We start from the raw sequence: 18,740 nt of genomic DNA on the forward strand, positions 1-18,740 counted from the left end.
GAATGAAGTTTAATGAACTAGATTTGCCTCTGGAGTTACTCGAGAGCATTGAAAAAATGGGTTTCGAAGAAGCCACACCAATTCAGGAAAAAGTACTACCTGTAGCAAGAGAAGGTCACGACGTAATCGGTCAAGCTCAAACAGGAACAGGTAAAACGACAGCATTCGGTCTTCCGATGCTTGAAAAAATTGATACAGATAATCCAAACGTACAAGCACTCGTACTTGCACCAACTCGTGAACTTGCTGTTCAAGTAGCAGACGAGCTGACCCGTTTGGGACGTAATAAGAAAGTAAAAACCGTTGCGGTTTATGGCGGTGCAGATATAGGGAAACAAATTCGTGAATTGAAGTCACGACCGCAAATTGTCGTGGCGACACCGGGTCGTTATATGGACCATACACGAAGAAAAACAATTCGCCCGGCATCGATTGAAACGATTGTTCTTGATGAAGCGGATGAAATGCTTAGCATGGGTTTTGTAGAGGATATTGAAACGATCCTAGAAGAAGTTCCAGATGAGCGTCAAACATTATTGTTCTCTGCAACAATGCCGACAAGACTTCGCAAGGTAGCCGATCGTTTCATGCGTGATCCGCAAACTGTATCGGTTAAAGCGAAAACGATGACGGTTTCAAACATTGAGCAGTATGCGATTAAAGTACCAGAGAAGCATAAGCTGTTGGCGCTTAGCCGACTGATTGAATTAGAAGACCCAGAGCTTGCGATCATCTTTGGACGCACGAAGCGTAGAGTTGATGAATTGTCAGAAGCGCTTGAGCAACAAGGGTTTGCTGCTGCGGGAATTCACGGTGACTTAAAACAAGCACAACGTACGAATGTGCTTAGAAGATTTAAACAAGGAGCGGTCAAGTTCCTCGTTGCGACTGATGTTGCTGCAAGAGGTATTGATGTGAGCGGCGTTACTCACGTATTTAACTTTGATATTCCACAAGAAGCGGAAAGTTACGTACACCGTATCGGTAGAACGGGTAGAGCTGGTCAATCTGGAAAAGCCTTCACGTTTGCTGCGCCAGTTGAAATGAGTCATCTTGAAATGATTCAGCGAGAAACGAAAGGCAAGATTCGTCTTATGGACGTTCCTTCCAAAGAGCAGGCGTCTCATATTCGCCAGCAAAGACTTGCTGAAGAGCTTGTTTCAATCATCGAGAAGAAAGAATACGAAGGCCTTGAGTCTACGGCTTCGGAACTCCTAGAGCAGCATGATCCAGTAACGGTTGTTGCTGCAGCACTTGCCTCATTACAAAATGAGACAAAGGAACCGATGAAGACGCTGACAGGTGAGCGTCCAGTTGTTCAGAAAAAACGTGGGAAGCCAGCACCTTCAAAAGGTAAAGGCGGAGGCAGATTTAACGGCCCTCGCGGTAGTGGACAAAAGAATCGAGGCGGCGGTGGCGGCGGCCAGCGAAGAAGCAGTCGTGGCAATAGCAGCCAATTTAAACGTGGAAGCGGAAGACATCGTTAACCACTTATACTCATAGCCCTACTGTCGTCAAAGACGACGGTAGGGCTATTTTTCGTTACTCTGCTCAATGGTTTGTTTTGTCACATTGAACCGTTGTTTGTCTGAAGATTAAAGAAAGGGGAAGGATTTTGCAATTGGCTCCTCGAATTACATCGTTAGAAACATCAAGGGAGGAACTCGTGTGGCAGCTATTCTAGAACATCAATCGAAAGCGAAAAATCAAAAACCCATTCTCATCCAAACAGCGACTGTTGAATATGCTGAACAAATTACCGACTTTCTGCGAGGAATATTTAAAGAAGCTCCGTATTTGCTCACAGCTGAAGATGAGTTTACAAATTCATACACCGATCAAGAACGTTTCTTAGATCGACTTTACAATCAGAAAAATGCCTTAGCGCTCGTCGCAATTCATAATGATCGAGTAATTGGTTTTTTGGACTTTCATGGTGGGAACAATAAGCGCAATCAGCACGACGGTACACTCGGAATGAGTGTGCATAAAGATTGGCGCAATCAAGGTGTCGGTGATGAGTTGCTCAAAATGTTAAAACAATGGGCAGCAAAGCACTTGACCATCGAGAAAATTAGTCTAGAAGTATTCTCTCGAAATATAGGAGCGATCCACCTGTATATTAAACACGGATTTAATCAAGAAGGTCGCAAAGTTAATGCAATTAAAATGCCTGATGGGTCGTATTCAGATCTCATTATCATGGGATATGCAACCGTTAAATAGGTGACACGAGCTTATGAAGATCGACGTGATGTGCGTTGACCTTCATAAGCATAAGGCTAGCTTGGTTCTTTGATTTTGTACATGCTACTCTGACTTCGTAGAAAGAGATAAATGCCGGTGATGATTAGAATCCCCCCGATCAGCTCAACGGTAGTGAACATTTCGCCGAGGAAAATGGCGGCAAGTGTCGATGCACCAATGGGCTCACCGAGTGTGCTAATGGACACAGTCGTTGTGTTTACGTAGTTTAGTAACAAATTGTAGATTAAATGGGCACCTGTAGGAAAGATGGCGAGCAATAAAAAGATGAGCCAATCATGACTCGTATATCCGGTAAACGAAATATTTTGTACAAGGTTAAAACCAACCATAAACAGTGCGGCAAACATGAAGACGATAAAGCTGTAAACCCAGTGATTTACGGATTTTACCGTTCGTTGTCCGATAAGTAAATACAAAACGACCGAAAACACACTTAAGAAAGATAACAAGTTTCCGTACATCACACCAGGTCCGAGGTTTACATTGCCACCTGCGACAATGATGACGCCGATAAAGGCGATACTTAATGTAACAATCGTCGATTTATGGATCCGTTCTTTAAAGAATAAGAGGCCCCCAATAAGGGCAATTGCAGGCTGTAAACATAAGATGAGTGTTGAACTAGCTACGGTCGTATGATTCAATGATTCAAACCATAAACCAAAGTGACCTGCAAGGAACAGGCCGGCAAATGATAATCTCAACCAGTCCATGCCCGATATTTTTGTGAAACTGTGCCGCTCTTTGAAGACGAACGGGATAATGAGCATGCTACCGAGAAGCATCCGATACATTACCATCACGGTAGAAGGCGCATCAGAAAGCCGTACAAAAATAGCTGACAATGAAATACAAATAATTGTGAACAACAGCAACACATTAATCGTTTTTGCACTCATCGTATCACCTGGAATCTTGAATTTTTAGAGTATAATTGATATATTACATATTAATATATGTGCTGTAAAGGTGGTCATATGAAAAAAATCGAACGAAGCTCGATGCGTTTGCATGCGTATGAAATGATTAAAAAGGCAATTATCACTGGAGAATTGGCACCTGAAAGGCGTGTTCGTGACGCAGAGCTCTCAGAATTACTCGGCATAAGTCGCACCCCTGTGAGGGAAGCGATATTGCGCTTAGAAGATGAAGCTTTTATTGTAAGCAAGCCAAATAGTTACACAATGGTTGCACCGATTGACCTTGAAGAAGTGAGGGAAGCCTATACGATCGTTGCATCATTAGAAGCGTTAGCTGTTCGAGAAACAGTGAAGCATTGCAACCAAACAGACATCAAAATGCTTGTTGATTTAAATGCTGAGTATGAGCGAGCACTTCAGCGTAAACAATCCATCGAAGCGCTGGAAGCTGACTTGGCATTTCACAACGAGATTGTGCACCTTGCAAAAAACGACACATTAATTAAGATTTTAACTCCGCTAAGAGATAAAATTGTACGGGTTGAGTACCATTATTTTAATGATCATTCACCAAAAGAAAAGTCGTATCAAGAGCACGAACGAATGATTGAAGCGATGCGACAAAAGAATGAATCGGTAGCTGTTAAGCAAATTCAAGAAAACTGGATGAATAGTTTAGAGCACTTGCTAAAGAATTATAAATAAACATGTACAAGGCTAGGCGCAGATCCGCTTTTAAATGAAATCTGCGTCTTTTTGTTGCTTTTTTGATTATGTACGATTATGATATATATAATTAGATAATTAACTAATTAAATAAGGCGGAGTTGCAAAGTGAATCCAACAGCAATTTTTAAAGCTTTGGCAGACGATACGAGACGGCAAATGATCGAAATGTTAAGAGAACGTAATCATTCTGCTGGAGAATTCGCAGCCGTATTTAACATGTCCAAACCAAGCATTACAAACCACTTAAACATTCTTCATGGAGCCAATCTCGTCTATCGGGAGAAAAAGGGGCAGTATGTCATCTATTCCTTGAATATGACGTTGTTGCAAGAAGCAATGCTTTGGTTACAAAAAATGAGTAAAGGGGATGAACAATGAATACAACGTGGAGCTTTTTATGGCTAGCAAGTTCAGTCATAATCATGACGGTCGTCGTTCTATTTGGGGAAAGTGTACAGCATGTCGGTATTATGTTTACTGGTGAGCCTGTTTGGATTCATCAGTTCGGTATTGCAGTCATTTTTCCAACAATCATTGCGGTTTTAAGTGTTCTAAATATTATTATAAGAAAGCAAATAAAAGGGAAGCATGAGAAAATGTTTACGCATATTCTCAACCAAATCGCATTTTTTATAGTAGGTGTTCAAGTCGTCATCACGTTATTTGCCTATGCCATCATCACAAGTCCAGTTGCGATCATAGGGGTTCTTGTTGCTTGGCTGTATATGATGATCGGAAACCTACTTCCGATTCTCGATCGTGATTATTCTTGGCCAAAGAGAGCCTCGATAATCAAAGAACGAGATGTTCGCGTGATCAGTCGCAAGGTAGGGATTGTTTTCGTTGGAGCGGCACTCTTTTTATTGCCAATATTGTTCGTTCCTGTAGATTATCAAGCCATTTATTTGAGTCTCGTTTTGACAGGAAGTGGCATCGTTAAGGTGTTTATCGTAGTAGCTGAGCAAAAACGTTTTCTCATAAAATAACGAATAATGAATGAGTTTTAAAATTAGAATCGTTAATATAATGAATAAAAGTGAGTTTATAATACAATTAAAGTCAAGATAATTTACAAAGTGAGAATATGCAAAAATGATTAGATAATTAGTTGAATTCGCTATATTAAAGTGGCAGGTACAAATGATTGACTTTCGACTCAAGTTCGGGCAATATATGCTTGGGTCGACGTTTTAATGTGCATAACAGATGACGAAAATTCGCGTATTTAGTTTTAAGTTAAACAGACGTTTACCATACAATTTCACGCATAAATAGAGTACTATCTGTGTACATTAATTGTCGAGCTAATCCAACATAGACGTACAGAAAAGGGGTAAAGCACGATGAAGAAATGGTTAGTAGCAAGCAGCTTTCTTTTGTTACTCACAGCTTGTGGTACCGATGATGAAGGTACAGCTGATGAGCCACAAGATGACAGTGATCAAGACACTGTAGAAGAAACAGAAGACATGGACGATGACGAAGGCGATGATGACGAAGGCAGCACAGTCTTAGATGAGAATGACGAGGGTGTAACGGTTCTTGCTGAAGATCTAGAAACACCTTGGAACATCGAAGAAAATGACGGTACTTTCTACATCACTGAAAGAAGCACTGGTGAAATCGTTCACGTCACTGAAGATTCTCAGGAAAGCTACCCTGTTGAATTCAGCGATGAGCTATATACAGAGATTGAAGCTGGTCTCATGGGTATGGCACTAGCACCAGACTTTGACGAAACAAATGAAGCATTCATCTATTACACGTATGGTGATGAAGATGAGGCTTTCAACAAAGTTGCTCGCGTCGCTTTTGATGAAGAAGAAGGCGTATGGACTGAAGAAGACGTACTACTTGACGAGATCCCTGGATTCAGGATCCACAGTGGTGGCCGTATCGCTATTGGCCCAGACGATCTTCTTTACGTAGGTGTTGGAGACGTCGATGAGATTCACGGTCAAGAAGGCGATACTGAAGGCGCGATGATTGCTCAAGACGAAGACAGCTATGCTGGTTCAATTCTTCGTATGAACCTTGATGGTTCAGTACCAGAAGGCAACCTTGAAGAAGATTCTCACGTGTATACGTACGGTCACCGTAACCCACAAGGTCTAACTTGGGGCGAAGATGGCACGATGTATGCGACTGAACATGGACCAACAGGTCACGATGAGTTAAACATCATTGAAGGTGGAAACAACTACGGTTGGCCAGTAATCTGGGGTGACGGTGAAGAAGAAGGCATGGAATCACCACTCGCTCACGCTGGTAAAAACACTTGGGCACCATCTGGTGTAGATTATCTTGATGGGAACTTGTACTTTACTGCACTTGCAGGTTTAGGTGTTAACGAATACAACATTGAAACAGGTGAGATCACGCAAATCGTATCAGGCTTTGATCGTGTACGTGACGTAATGATTACAGATGATTCAATGTACCTCCTTACTCACAACACGGATGGTCGCGCAAGCGGACATGATAACGATGACCGTCTCGTACAACTTAATCTTGACGATGTTCTTGCAGGAAACTTCCAAAACGAAGATGCTGATTTGAAGAACGATGAAGATGTAGAATCAGGTGCTGAGCACGAAGAAGAGTTGCACGATGAAGATTCTGAAGAAGATGCAGATGAAGATTCTGAAGAAGACGAAGAAGACGCTGAATAATTACTAAAAGTTGTTCCACGAGGGATTAATCCCCGTGGAACAACTTTTTTTATGTACTATTGAAACTTCCTTATTCCCGCGCTTTATATCCATTATTGAAGCAGAATTGCCGCTGTATAAATCGTCTGTATAGTTCATTATTGCTCATCTCCCAAAATAAAATAAAAAAACACTTGAAAGTCAAAGATAGTCAAACTATAATAGAAGTATGGAAAGGTTAAATATAGTCAAAGTCAATATTTGCTTACCGATATATACAAAGGAGAGTGAAGGATAATGATGAAATGTGATCACTGTCAAACGAATCAAGCGCGTGTACAATTGCGCATGAACATTAATGGAAATCAACGAAAAATGAGTCTTTGCCAATCTTGTTATCAAGATTTGCGAAACCAGATGCATCAACCTTCAGGGCAAGGTGCCTCTCCAATGAATTTCATGAATGGTGATACGACTAACCACCACGTTCGTTCTGAAACAACAGACGAGAAACAAGGTGGCGGTTTATTAGATGAATTAGGGAAAAATCTCACCACGGACGCTTCAAATGGGCAGATTGATCCTGTAATTGGCCGAGATTATGAGGTCGAGCGAGTCATTGAAATATTAAATCGGAGAAATAAAAACAACCCAGTACTCATTGGTGAACCTGGCGTAGGGAAAACAGCGATTGCGGAAGGTCTAGCCCTTCGAATCGTTAACGAAGATGTTCCGAAAAAGCTAAAAAACAAACAGATCTATCTATTGGATGTAACATCGCTTGTGGCTGGAACAGGCGTCCGTGGACAATTTGAAGAACGGATGAAACAGCTTATTCAAGAAATGAAAAATCGAGATGACGTCATTTTGTTCATTGACGAGATCCATCAAATCGTTGGAGCAGGTTCTGCAGAAGGTTCTTCAGATGCAGGGAACATCCTTAAGCCAGCGCTCGCTCGCGGTGAAATGCAGTTAATTGGCGCTACGACACTTAATGAATACCGCAAAATTGAAAAGGATGCTGCACTTGAACGACGTTTTCAGCCGGTGATGGTTGATGAGCCAACAAGAGAAGACAGCTTGAAAATTCTAAACGGGTTAAAGCCTTATTATGAAAAATACCATGAAGTCACGTATTCGCCGGAGGCAATTGAAGCCACTGTCATGTTGTCTGATCGCTACATTCAAGATCGTTTTCTGCCAGACAAAGCGATTGACTTGATGGATGAGTCTGGTGCGAAGATGAACCTAAAAACATCTGAGTTAAGCACAGACGATATTACCGAGCGTCTCGAAGAAATTCGTAAAGAAAAAGAGCAAGCAACTGCGGATGAGAATTATGAGCGTGCAGCAGAGCTTCGCACTGAAGAATTGCAGCTGATTGATAAGCAACAATCAAAAGCTGAGGATATTAGGCAACAAGCAGTTGTTGATATCGAAGACATTCAACAGCTTATTGAAGCAAAAACTGGCATCCCTGTACGTCGCTTGCAAGCGGATGAACAGCAGAAGATGAGAGATTTGCCGGACAGGCTAAACGCAAATGTTATCGGGCAAGATCAAGCAGTTAGCAAAGTATCTAAAGCGATTCGTCGAAACCGAGCCGGTTTACGACGAGGCACACGTCCAATTGGTTCATTCTTATTTGCGGGACCGACAGGTGTCGGTAAAACCGAGCTGACGAAACAAATTGCTGTCGAGTTGTTTGGAGAAAAAGATGCGATGATTCGCTTTGATATGAGTGAATACATGGAGAAGCATGCCGCATCTAAACTCATCGGTTCGCCACCTGGCTATGTCGGTTATGAGGAAGCTGGACAGCTGACAGAGCGCGTGCGGAGAAAGCCATACAGCATTATCCTCTTAGACGAGATTGAGAAGGCCCATCCAGACATTCAGCACATGTTCCTTCAAATCATGGAAGATGGTCGTCTTACCGATTCCAAGGGAAGAACCGTTAGTTTTAAAGATACGGTCATTATTATGACGACAAATGCAGGTACCGGCGTAAAAACAACGACGGTAGGCTTTGGTGCAGATGATGTGAAAGGCGATGAACAGTTAATCAACGGCCTAAAAGATTATTTTAAACCGGAGTTCTTAAACCGCTTTGATGCGATTGTTCAATTTAACGATCTTCAGAAGAAAGATCTCGTTTCAATTGTAGATTTGATGCTTGAAGATGTTATTGAGTCCGCAAGCGAACAAGGGATTCGTATAGAGGTTATGGAAGAGGCAAAAGAAAAAATCGTTAATATCGGCTACGATCCGGCGTTTGGTGCAAGACCTCTTCGAAGAGTGATTGAGGAATATGTCGAAGACGGTATTGCCGACTTGATGTTAAACACAGAAGATTACAGCCAACTTGTCGTCATGATGGAAGATGATAGGGTCGTTGTGAAGACTAAATAATGGAAAAGACTTGAGAACATCTGCATGTTCTCAAGTCTTTTTTTCTCATTTATATTCCGCTATCCTCCTGTTACTGTTACACTAAGGAAAGTAGTCCTAAAGGGTAGGAGTGGAAGGAATGACAAACATTAAAATTGTGACAGACTCAACAACGGATCTTCCTAAAGAGATCATTGATGAGCTTGAGATTACGGTTGTGCCTTTAACCATTCATATTGATGACCAAACCTTTGTTGACGGGGTAGATTTAAGTCCAGAGGATTTTTTGCCGATGATGGCAAAAGCAGATCAGTTACCAAAAACCTCACAGCCGTCCATCGGTGAATTTATAAACAAATACGAAGAACTAGCCGCAGACGGCAGTCAAATCTTGTCGATTCATATGACATCAGGCATGAGTGGGACGTACCGGGCAGCGAGCATGGCTGCCGAACAGGCAAATGCTGATGTGAAGGTCGTGGATTCGACGTATATTGCAAGTGCACTCGGGTTTCAAGTTGTTGAGGCAGCGAAGCTTGCTAAAGAAGGTAAACCAATGCAACAAATTGTTGCTAGAATTGAAGAGATTAGAAACAACTCAAAATTATTCGTTGTTGTAAGCACTCTTGAGAATCTTTTAAAAGGCGGAAGAATTGGAAGAGGGAAAGCGTGGATTGGCTCTCTCTTGAAATTAAAACCTATCGCTGCATTAGAAGACGGGGTGTATACGCCAGTGACGAAGGCTAGAACGCAAGCGCAAGTTGTACAAACGTTACTCTCTCATTTCAACAAAGATACCGAAGGCAAAAAGGTAAAAGGCGTTAGCATCTCACATGCAAACGGTCTGGAACTCGCCCATAAACTACGCGATAAATTAAAAGAGCATTCCGTTTCGATTCAGACGACAACTCCAGTCATCAGTACACACACTGGAGAAGGTGCGATTGGTTTTACGTATTATACGGAATCCTAAGACGGATATTATAAGCCCGCTGTCAATTTGACAGCGGGCTTATTTTTTATGCTTCTGCTGAGTGCGGTGGCTTCTTTTTTGATCTGATAAACCATTGAAAAAGCAAGATGGCTAAGAGAATCGTGACAGCAATTGCGTCTGTTATAAGCGCTGGATGTAAAAATAGTAACGATCCACCTGCCATGAGAATTTGAAACACAATATTTAGACGCCCAAAGATATAACCTTCTGCTGCAATTCCAAGCATAACCACTCCGATAATGGATGTAATAATGACCCCGAATGATTCCATAAATGTCGTACCGATCATGAGGATTTCATTGTTATACACAAACATGAACGGAACGATAAACCCTGCAATTGCGAGTTTCATTGCCATAAATCCGGTCCGCATCGGACTGCCTCCAGAAAGTCCGGCGGCTGCAAATGCGGCAAGGGCAACTGGTGGTGTAATGTTTGCAAAAATTCCAAAGTAGAACACGAACATGTGAGCAACAATTGGAGGAATCCCTAGTTGTACGAGTGCTGGAGCTGCCATCGTTGCGGTAATAATATACGCAGGTATACTTGGCATCCCCATCCCTAACACAATACATGCGACCATTGTGAAAAGGAGTGTTAAGAATAGGCTTTCCCCGCCTATAGATACAATGGCATTGGCAAGGTTTAAACCGAACCCAGTAATTGTAGCAATTCCTACAATAATTCCTACCGTAGCACAAGCGATCGCAACGGATACTGTGGTGCGTGCCCCGTTTTCGAGCGCATCAATAAAGTCTTTTACACTCATGCGCGTCGATTTTCTAAAGAAGCTCACAATAATTGTGACGATAATCGTCCACGCCGCTGAGAAGATAACCGTTGTTCCGCTAAAGAAGAGCATGTAGATTAAAAAGACAATCGGCAGTAAGAGATGACCGCGCTCTTTTAGCACGTCGATGACGCGCGGCAGTTCACTTCGAGGAATTCCTGATAAATTCAGCTTCGTTGCCCGAATGTGAACTTGTGTGAGAATGCCGATATAAAAAAGTAGTGCTGGTAATATGGCAATCAATACGATATCGGTGTACGGTACACCAAGGGTTTCGGCCATAATAAAGGCAGCAGCCCCCATAACCGGAGGAAGAATTTGCCCGCCGACCGATGCGGAAGACTCGACTGCACCTGCAAAGTTCTTGTTATAGCCGATCTTCTTCATAAGGGGAATGGTGAATGCCCCGGTTGTAACGACGTTTGCAATCGCCGAGCCGTTAATGCTACCTAAAAACCCACTCGCAACGACAGAAACTTTTGCCGGGCCTCCTTTTGCGTGCCCAGTAAGTGCGAGTGCCAAGTCGTTAAATAGCTGTCCCATGCCTGTCTTGGCTAGAAATGCGCCGAACAAGATGAACAGCACAATATAAGTAGCAGAAACCCCAATTGCTGTTCCGAGTATGCCCTCGGTCGTCGTAAACAGCTGATTGGAAATCGCGTCCCAATCATACCCTCTATGTCTGAATATCCCTGGTAAATCTCTACCGAACAATGCGTACAGGACAAATAGAAAGGCAAGAATAGGCAATGCCCAGCCGGTAACGCGTCGGCCAGCTTCAAAGACGAGTACGATTAACAGTGTCCCAAAGATCACATCTGGAGTTGTTGGAAGCCCGCCCCTTGTTACAATTTCGGTGTAGTTCACAAATAAATAAATGGTCGATGGAAATGACAAGAGTGCGAGCAACAAATCATACCAAGGTAAGCTTTGCCGACTTGCTTTTTTTGTTGCTGGAAATAACAAAAAGATGAGTACGAGCACCGCTGAAACGTGTAGGGCACGGTGGACAAGTACGTATACAGGTGGGCCTGTAAAAGCTGTAATAAGGTGATAGAGAGAGAAAGATACAGCAATAATGGTTACGATTAAGACGAGCCATTTATTCTTAAAACTTCGAAATCTTGATTCACTATCGTACTTTTCGAGAATTTCTTGTTGCTGATCGTCAAGTGGTTGTTCTTTAAAAGTGCTTGTCAATCGTACGTCACCTCGTTCCTTTAGCTTCGATTGCCATTTCAATCGGTTCATGATGAGGAAGGTCCGCCCAGTGAACAATGGACGAACCGTTTTTGTGCAAAGCAAATTGCGCATCGTGAGAATGGTACCAATTGTATGTTTCGTACGTATCCTCCTCATTATGGGTTGTCACGATATATCCGTCTTCAACACGCGTATCACCACGACCGTATGCAGCCGTGCCTGCACCGTACGATTGAAAACGTGATTCGATTAATGAGAAGGAGCCATCCGTTTTTATGAGCAATGTTTCTTCCCATGGGGTTTTCTCTACGGAATGAATCCAACGTAACGTGAATTCGTCTCCAGGTTGAACGGGAATTTCCATAAACACCTCATCGGTACGCGGGTGATATAAAGTGAGGGTACTATTATTTGTGAAAAGAAACATACCGACCCCACTAAAAAGTACAACGACCAACGAGACGATGATAAGAGGACGTTTGACGTTAATCGAGCAAACCTTCTTCTTGGAAGTATCGTTCTGCACCTGGATGTAATGGGATATTAACCCCTTCTTGGAAGTTTTCAATCTCAATATCTTGAGCTGCATCATGAGAACTTTGAATTTGTTCTAAATTTTCGTAAAAAAGTTGTGTCAATTCATAAACTTCATCTTCTGAAAGTTCAGGGTTAGGAATAAGTAAGTTCGTAATTGAAGGTGTTTGGATGTCTTCTTCGTTATCATACGTACCTGCTGGCACAGTATCTTCAATAAAGAATGGGTAGTTGTCTTGAAGGTAAGTCATGGCGTCATCTTCAATTGGAACGACGGTAACGTCATGGGTACTTGCAAGATCCATCGCTGCAGAGTTTGGCACACCGCTTGTGACGAAAGCAGCGTCAAGCATTCCATTACGCATTTGATCAATGGCTTCACCGTAAGGCAAGTAATCCGCAGAAATGTCATCATACGTCATGTCATGTGCTTCAAACATCATTCGCGCATTTAATTCCACACCGGAGTTTGCATCGCCAACAGCGACTCGTTGACCTTCAAGGTCAGCAAACGTATCAATGCCAGAATCTGTCGTCGTGATGACTTGTACAACATTCGGGTACAAACCAGCGATGGCGACGAGGTTGTCTTGTGGATCTTCACCATCGTAGGCCCCAAATCCCTCATAAGCCTGTTCTACGGTGTCGGCCATTACGATTGCTAATTCCGCTTGATCACTTTGCAATAAGTTAACATTTTCAACAGAAGCTCCAGTTGCTTGAACGGAAACATCGTGCCCCGCGTTTTCATAAACACTTGCCATTGCTCCAGCAATTGGATAGTAAACACCAGATGTCCCGCCGGCTGCTATGGTTACGAATAGGTCGTCCACTTCTCCGCCAGCAGAATCATCGCCATTCCCGCAAGCGCTTACAATTAGCGCCGCACTAGCAAGTACAAAAGTTGATGCATATTTCTTAAACATATGAACCCCTCCTCCTAGTATAATATTCACAATATAATATATTCAAACAATAATCAATATGAATAAATCGTGTAGAGAAAAAGAGTAAAATGACCAGTTGGCCATTTTACTCTATCGGTTATTTTGAAAAGTCGTCAGTAATTGCCCCTTTGGAAGCAGAGGAAACGAGCGCAGCGTATTTGGCGAGTACACCTGTTTTGTAGCGAAGTTCTGGTGCTTTCCAATTCCTTCTTCTCGTTTCTAGTTCTTTTTCATCCACTTCCATTTGCAAAAGGTATTCATCACTATCAATCGTGATTGTGTCACCGTTTTCTAGTAGCCCGATCGGGCCACCGACTTGCGCTTCAGGTGCCACATGACCAATCACAAAGCCGTGGGAACCACCGGAGAAACGGCCATCGGTAAGGAGAGCGACTTTCCCACCAAGTCCTTTCCCAACAAGCATAGCGGTAAGGGAAAGCATTTCAGGCATTCCTGGACCACCTTTTGGACCGACGTAACGAATGACGAGTACATCTCCAGCTTCGATTTCATTGTTCATGACCGCTTCTGTCGCTTTGTCTTCGTTATTAAAGACTTTGGCAGGACCTTGGAAGCGTGTAATGGATTGCCCCGACATTTTCGCAACGGCACCTTCGGGTGCGAGGTTTCCTTTTAATACGACGAGGGGACCGGTTTTCTTCTTCGGATTAGAGAGTGGCATAATGACGTCTTGCCCGTCATGCAGTGCCTCGACTTCGGCTAAGTTTTCTGCCAACGTCTTTCCAGTGACGGTCATGCAGTCTCCGTGCAAGAGACCTGCTTCAAGCAAAAGCTTCATAACCGCAGGAACCCCGCCGACGTTATTCAAATCTTGCATCACGTAGCGACCGCTCGGTTTCAAATCGGCAATGTGAGGGACATTTTGACGGACACGCTCAAAGTCGTCATAATCAAGGTCCACATCGACCGCGTGGGCCATCGCGATGAGATGAAGGAAGGCGTTTGTAGAACCACCGAGTGCCATGACGACTGTGATCGCATTTTCGAACGCTTCTTTCGTCATAATGTCCCGTGGGTAAATGCCTTTTTCTAATAACAAGTTTACCGCTTCGCCGGCGCGTTTTGCTTCGTCTTCTTTCGCTCCTGCTATCGCAGGTGTAGATGAAGAACCAGGCAGGGACATGCCCATCGCTTCAACGGCTGAGGCCATCGTGTTCGCCGTGTACATCCCACCACATGCACCTGCACCTGGGCACGCACTGCACTCGACTTCATGCAACTCTTCATCGGTAATCTTGCCGACTTGATGTTGGCCGACCGCTTCAAATGCAGACACAATATCCACGTCTTTACCGTGCAGCTTCCCAGGTTGAATCGTTCCACCGTACACGTATACGGAAGGGACATTAATGCGACCCATCGCCATTAAACAAGCGGGGGTGTTTTTGTCACAGCTGCCAATGGCAACGAGGCCGTCTAGACGCTCTGCATTCATGACCGTTTCAATGGAGTCGGCAATTACCTCACGACTTGGCAGGGAGAAGAACATGCCCTCGTGTCCCATGCCAATTCCATCAGATGTTGTAATCGTATTGAAAATGAGCGGAGCACCGCCATTCTCGGCACCACTCTTCGCAGAAATGGCGAGTTTGTCCAAATGTACATTACAAGGAGTGACTTCACTCCATGCGCTTGCTACGCCAATCATCGGCTTTTTGAAGTCTTCATCTTTGAATCCTACCGCTCTTAGCATGGCGCGATTTGGCGCACGATTCGGACTTTCGCTAATAATGCGGGAGCGGATGCGTAAATCTTTGTCTTTACTCATGAGGATACATCCTTTCTACGTCTGTTCATTGGATTTCTTGTTATGTACGCCTTTTCGTTGTTGAAGTTTTCTGAACATGTAACGAAGCATCGACAAACAAGGTTAGTACAATTTTAGCTGAAAAGCTCGAATTTTTGTAGTGCTTTACAGAAGAAAAGAGATGTTGACAGAAAATTAAATTTGTATACAATTATATTATAATACTTCAGCAAGTGAACTGAGGTGGTTGTACACAAAGGAGCATCGGCTGTGAAAAAAACATCTAAGCGTTTATCTGCTGCTGATTATGCTTATGAAGTGTTGAAAGAACGAATTATTGAACTCCAGTATCAACCAGCAGAGCATCTATTGGAAGACCAACTGGCGAAAGATCTAGAGATTAGTAGAACGCCGTTAAGGCAGGCATTGTACCGACTAGAGCTTGAAGGTTTGGTGAATAAACAAGCAAATGGACGGATGATTGTGACCCCTGTTACGCTTGAAGAGGCGAGAGAAGTGTTTGTCGTTCGTGAGATGATGGAAGGTCTCGTCGCAAAGGAAGCATCGGAGCGGATGAGCCAAGATGATCTGTATCGGTTGGAAGATACGATCGAACTCATGAAACGAGCGGTAGAGAGAGCGCGTTCGCAAGATTTCTTAAAACACAGCGAAGAGTTTCATGGAATTATCCAAGAGTGTAGTCATAACGATACGGCCAAACGCTTTCTTCTACAGTTGGAGAATAAAGTGGACCGGTATCGGCGCATCAGCGGGTACAAAAACCCCGCATATGCATTGAACACTCCATTGGAAGAACACATCGAGATACTGCAATTTCTTAAAGAGAAAAGCAGTAAGGAAGTCGAAGATCTCATGCGTGCGCATATTCGAAGAAGTTTGAAGACGATTGAAGAGACGATTGCAACAAATTCATCTTCACATTCATTCTGATGAAAGAGGTGCAGTACGATGAAGGAACAAACAGTGATTCCCGGTTTAGACGGTGTCATCGCAACAGAAACCGATGTATCTTATCTTGATGTAGAACAAGAAGAGATTGTCATTAAAGGCTATGACCTTATTGAGCTATCAGAAAAGCTTACGTATGTTGAACTGGCGTACCTATTGTTTAACGGGAAGTTGCCAACAGACCAAGAGCGGCTGGAGTTTGAAAGCGCTTTAAAAGAGTCGTATGCACTTCCTGACAATTTCTTGAAATTGTATGAGTACTTGCCGAAAGAAACGAATGCAATGGATGCACTTCGTACAGGAATTTCTGCTTTAGCCGGTTTTGAAGAGAAGCTTGAAGACCGCTCCACAAATGCGAACCAGGAGAAGTCACTTCGTCTTCTCGCGAAGATTCCTAATATTGTCGCGAATAGTTACCGCAAGCTAGAAGGAAATGAGCCGGTGGAACCGTTAGAGAATTTGCCATTTAGCAGCAACTTCTTGTATATGATTACCGGAAAAGAGCCGACAAAGCTTGAGGCAGAAGTGTTTGACCAGTCTCTTATGGTGTACAGTGAGCATGAAATGCCGAACTCCACGTTTACAGCTCGGGTGATTGCTTCAACACAAGCCGATATGTATGGGGCGTTTACTGGCGCTGTCGCTTCACTTAAAGGAAGTCTTCACGGCGGAGCAAACGAAGCGGTCATGCACATGTTGCTTGAAGGCAATACGACGGAAGGTTTTGAGAAACTGCTCTATGACAAATTAAAGAATAAAGAACGGATCATGGGATTTGGGCATCGCGTGTATATGAAGAAGATGGACCCGAGAGCGACGCTCATGAAAAAAGCGTTAAAACGACTTGCAAAAGAGCGAGGACGCGAAGATCTCGTTGAGATGTGTCAGCGTGGGGAAGATATTTTGCGTGAGGAAAAAGGGTTATACCCGAATTTGGATTATTACGCAGCACCTGTCTATTATTTGCTTAACATTCCAATTCCTCTCTACACACCCGTGTTTTTTGCAGCACGTGCCGTCGGTTTAGGGGCGCACGTCATTGAGCAACATGACAACAATCGTTTATACCGACCGCGCGTGAAATATACAGGTCCGAGAAACTTACACCCATAATCGTTGAAAGGATGAGTAATCAATGGATATTAAACTAAACGAAAAGCCATTAGTAGATGAAGTATTGTTACAAATTGCAGATTATGCCGTTAACGGAGAGATTTCAAGTGAAGAGGCGATGGACACGGCGAAGCTCGTGCTCATGGACTCTCTCGGATGTGCGTTTCTTTCCCTTCGCTACCCAGAAGCGACGAAGCACCTTGGACCGATCGTTCAAGGAACGCAAGTACCCAATGGGGTTCGCGTGCCAGGAACGCAATTTGAGTTAGACCCAGTTCAAGGCGCGTTCAACATTGGAACGATGGTTCGTTGGCTTGATTACAACGATACGTGGCTAGCAGCGGAGTGGGGACACCCATCGGATAACTTAGGTGCGATTCTTTCTGTTGCGGATTACATTAGCCGCGCGCGAGTGGCAAAAGGCGAAGAGCCACTTACGATGGAGGATGTGCTAAAAGCGACAGTGAAAGCGCATGAAATTCAAGGTGTATTGGCACTTGAGAACAGCTTTAACCGTGAAGGGTTGGACCACGTGCTCCTCGTAAAAGTAGCGTCTACCGCTGTCGCTACGGCAATGCTCGGTGGTACAGAAGCACAAGTTGCTGATGCGGTTTCTCAAGCATGGGTCGATAATTCCAGCTTACGTACGTACCGTCATGCACCAAATGCCGGCTCTAGAAAATCATGGGCAGCAGGTGATGCGACGAGTCGTGCCGTTCGTTTAGGACTGATGACGATGAAAGGTGAAATGGGTTATGCGAGTGCGCTAACCGCACCAAAATGGGGCTTCCAAGACGTATTGTTTAGCGGCAATTCATTAACGATCGCTCGTCCATTTGGGAGCTATGTGATGGAGAACATTTTGTTTAAAGTATCGTTCCCAGCAGAGTTTCACGCGCAAACGTCTGCTGAAGCCGCAGTACAGCTTCACCCTCAGATCAAAGATCGCATTGATGACATTCAAGAAGTGAAAATCACAACACACGAATCAGCGATCCGGATTATTGATAAAACCGGTCCACTTCATAACCCAGCTGACCGTGACCACTCTTTGCAGTACATTACAGCGATCGGCCTCATTTACGGTGAGCTAACCGCTGATCACTACGAAGATGATGTGGCAGCGAACCCACAAATTGATGCACTTCGTGAGAAGATGTATACTGTCGAAAACGAACAATACAGCAAAGACTATCTTGATCCAGAGAAACGTTCGATCGCAAACGCCGTTCAAGTCATTTTCAAAGACGGATCGAAAACAGAAGACATCGCGATTGAGTATCCGCTCGGTCATCGTCGTCGCCGGGAAGAGAGCATTCCGTTCCTTGAGAGCAAATATAAAGAAACACTTCACACCCGCTTCCCACAAAAGCAAGCGGATGAACTTTTCCAACTGTTCCAAGATCCTTCGTTTGAGAAGCTCGGCGTGCATGAGTTTATGGAGAAATTTACGATATAGGAGT

The 18,740-nt window shown here is 43.7% G+C and carries 16 protein-coding genes; 11 read left to right on the forward strand and 5 right to left on the reverse strand.

All coding sequences use genetic code 11. The annotated features are described in order from the left end of the window. Positions 1–2: 2 nt before the first annotated feature. Together cshA and ACE1TF_RS11195 are read left to right on the forward strand one after the other, a co-directional pair. Positions 3–1,487, forward strand: a complete 1,485-nt coding sequence (cshA, locus tag ACE1TF_RS11190; protein ID WP_375016765.1) for a degradosome RNA helicase CshA — start codon at positions 3–5, stop codon at positions 1,485–1,487. 181 nt (positions 1,488–1,668) lie between these two features. After that, positions 1,669–2,226 carry a GNAT family N-acetyltransferase gene (locus tag ACE1TF_RS11195; RefSeq protein ID WP_042400241.1) on the forward strand — a complete coding sequence of 186 codons (558 nt, stop codon included), beginning with the start codon at positions 1,669–1,671 and terminating at the stop codon, positions 2,224–2,226. A gap of 56 nt (positions 2,227–2,282) precedes the next feature. Here the strand turns inward: ACE1TF_RS11195 and ACE1TF_RS11200 are convergent, their stop codons facing one another. Further along, complete coding sequence (locus ACE1TF_RS11200; protein WP_042400243.1) at positions 2,283–3,167, reverse strand: DMT family transporter; 885 nt, start codon at positions 3,165–3,167, stop codon at positions 2,283–2,285. A gap of 78 nt (positions 3,168–3,245) precedes the next feature. Here ACE1TF_RS11200 and ACE1TF_RS11205 point away from each other — a divergent pair, with 78 nt between their 5' ends. From ACE1TF_RS11205 to ACE1TF_RS11230, 6 genes are all read left to right on the forward strand, one after another. After that, positions 3,246–3,893: a GntR family transcriptional regulator gene (locus tag ACE1TF_RS11205; protein WP_042400246.1), complete on the forward strand. Its 648-nt coding sequence runs from the start codon at positions 3,246–3,248 to the stop codon at positions 3,891–3,893. 129 nt (positions 3,894–4,022) lie between these two features. Next, positions 4,023–4,295, forward strand: coding sequence for an autorepressor SdpR family transcription factor (locus tag ACE1TF_RS11210; RefSeq protein ID WP_375016769.1), 273 nt, complete (start codon positions 4,023–4,025; stop codon positions 4,293–4,295). After that, on the forward strand, positions 4,292–4,903 hold the full coding sequence (locus ACE1TF_RS11215; protein WP_042400249.1) for a hypothetical protein: 612 nt from the start codon (positions 4,292–4,294) through the stop codon (positions 4,901–4,903). The genes ACE1TF_RS11210 and ACE1TF_RS11215 overlap by 4 nt, the downstream gene beginning before the upstream one ends. Before the next feature lie 357 nt (positions 4,904–5,260). Beyond that, positions 5,261–6,589, forward strand: a complete 1,329-nt coding sequence (locus ACE1TF_RS11220; protein ID WP_375016771.1) for a PQQ-dependent sugar dehydrogenase — start codon at positions 5,261–5,263, stop codon at positions 6,587–6,589. A gap of 279 nt (positions 6,590–6,868) precedes the next feature. Then, positions 6,869–8,980, forward strand: a complete 2,112-nt coding sequence (locus tag ACE1TF_RS11225) for an ATP-dependent Clp protease ATP-binding subunit (protein WP_375016903.1) — start codon at positions 6,869–6,871, stop codon at positions 8,978–8,980. Positions 8,981–9,098: 118 nt separating this feature from the next. Then, positions 9,099–9,932 (forward strand): DegV family protein, encoded by an 834-nt coding sequence (locus tag ACE1TF_RS11230; RefSeq protein ID WP_042400253.1) that lies wholly within the window; start codon positions 9,099–9,101, stop codon positions 9,930–9,932. 46 nt (positions 9,933–9,978) lie between these two features. Here ACE1TF_RS11230 and ACE1TF_RS11235 read toward each other — a convergent pair whose 3' ends face one another. The 4 genes from ACE1TF_RS11235 to ilvD form a co-directional block, all read right to left on the reverse strand. Beyond that, positions 9,979–11,994: a TRAP transporter permease gene (locus ACE1TF_RS11235; protein ID WP_375016773.1), complete on the reverse strand. Its 2,016-nt coding sequence runs from the start codon at positions 11,992–11,994 to the stop codon at positions 9,979–9,981. Continuing rightward, entirely contained in the window at positions 11,951–12,373 is a 423-nt protein-coding gene (locus ACE1TF_RS11240) for a DUF1850 domain-containing protein (RefSeq protein ID WP_193744716.1), read from the reverse strand. The genes ACE1TF_RS11235 and ACE1TF_RS11240 overlap by 44 nt, the downstream gene beginning before the upstream one ends. A 58-nt stretch (positions 12,374–12,431) precedes the next feature. Next, on the reverse strand, positions 12,432–13,406 hold the full coding sequence (locus ACE1TF_RS11245; protein ID WP_375016776.1) for a TAXI family TRAP transporter solute-binding subunit: 975 nt from the start codon (positions 13,404–13,406) through the stop codon (positions 12,432–12,434). Between the two features lie 118 nt (positions 13,407–13,524). After that, the gene (ilvD, locus tag ACE1TF_RS11250; RefSeq protein ID WP_375016778.1) at positions 13,525–15,216 is read right to left on the reverse strand and encodes a dihydroxy-acid dehydratase; all 1,692 of its coding nucleotides are present in this window, start codon (positions 15,214–15,216) and stop codon (positions 13,525–13,527) included. 249 nt (positions 15,217–15,465) lie between these two features. Between ilvD and ACE1TF_RS11255 the strand changes: the two genes are divergently transcribed. Genes ACE1TF_RS11255 through ACE1TF_RS11265 form a run of 3 tightly spaced genes read left to right on the forward strand, consistent with a single transcriptional unit; the run spans position 15,466 to position 18,736 of the window. After that, positions 15,466–16,146 carry a GntR family transcriptional regulator gene (locus tag ACE1TF_RS11255; RefSeq protein WP_042400257.1) on the forward strand — a complete coding sequence of 227 codons (681 nt, stop codon included), beginning with the start codon at positions 15,466–15,468 and terminating at the stop codon, positions 16,144–16,146. Positions 16,147–16,164: 18 nt separating this feature from the next. Beyond that, entirely contained in the window at positions 16,165–17,277 is a 1,113-nt protein-coding gene (mmgD, locus tag ACE1TF_RS11260) for a citrate synthase (RefSeq protein WP_042400258.1), read from the forward strand. Positions 17,278–17,299: 22 nt separating this feature from the next. Then, on the forward strand, positions 17,300–18,736 hold the full coding sequence (locus ACE1TF_RS11265) for a bifunctional 2-methylcitrate dehydratase/aconitate hydratase (protein WP_375016780.1): 1,437 nt from the start codon (positions 17,300–17,302) through the stop codon (positions 18,734–18,736). Positions 18,737–18,740: the final 4 nt, after the last annotated feature.

Origin of the sequence: Geomicrobium sp. JSM 1781026 (assembly GCF_041949955.1) — a bacterium.
Taxonomy (GTDB): Bacteria; Bacillota; Bacilli; order Bacillales; family Marinococcaceae; genus Geomicrobium_A.

Excerpts from the sequence above, each read along its gene's own strand:
- cshA (WP_375016765.1), top strand. The coding sequence starts at position 3 with ATGAAGTTTAATGAACTAGATTTGCCTCTGGAGTTACTCGAGAGCATT.
- ACE1TF_RS11200 (WP_042400243.1), bottom strand. The coding sequence starts at position 3,167 with ATGAGTGCAAAAACGATTAATGTGTTGCTGTTGTTCACAATTATTTGT.
- ACE1TF_RS11205 (WP_042400246.1), top strand. The coding sequence starts at position 3,246 with ATGAAAAAAATCGAACGAAGCTCGATGCGTTTGCATGCGTATGAAATG.
- ACE1TF_RS11215 (WP_042400249.1), top strand. The coding sequence starts at position 4,292 with ATGAATACAACGTGGAGCTTTTTATGGCTAGCAAGTTCAGTCATAATC.
- ACE1TF_RS11220 (WP_375016771.1), top strand. The coding sequence starts at position 5,261 with ATGAAGAAATGGTTAGTAGCAAGCAGCTTTCTTTTGTTACTCACAGCT.
- ACE1TF_RS11225 (WP_375016903.1), top strand. The coding sequence starts at position 6,869 with ATGAAATGTGATCACTGTCAAACGAATCAAGCGCGTGTACAATTGCGC.
- ACE1TF_RS11230 (WP_042400253.1), top strand. The coding sequence starts at position 9,099 with ATGACAAACATTAAAATTGTGACAGACTCAACAACGGATCTTCCTAAA.
- ACE1TF_RS11235 (WP_375016773.1), bottom strand. The coding sequence starts at position 11,994 with ATGAACCGATTGAAATGGCAATCGAAGCTAAAGGAACGAGGTGACGTA.
- ACE1TF_RS11240 (WP_193744716.1), bottom strand. The coding sequence starts at position 12,373 with ATGTTTCTTTTCACAAATAATAGTACCCTCACTTTATATCACCCGCGT.
- ACE1TF_RS11245 (WP_375016776.1), bottom strand. The coding sequence starts at position 13,406 with ATGTTTAAGAAATATGCATCAACTTTTGTACTTGCTAGTGCGGCGCTA.
- ilvD (WP_375016778.1), bottom strand. The coding sequence starts at position 15,216 with ATGAGTAAAGACAAAGATTTACGCATCCGCTCCCGCATTATTAGCGAA.
- mmgD (WP_042400258.1), top strand. The coding sequence starts at position 16,165 with ATGAAGGAACAAACAGTGATTCCCGGTTTAGACGGTGTCATCGCAACA.
- ACE1TF_RS11265 (WP_375016780.1), top strand. The coding sequence starts at position 17,300 with ATGGATATTAAACTAAACGAAAAGCCATTAGTAGATGAAGTATTGTTA.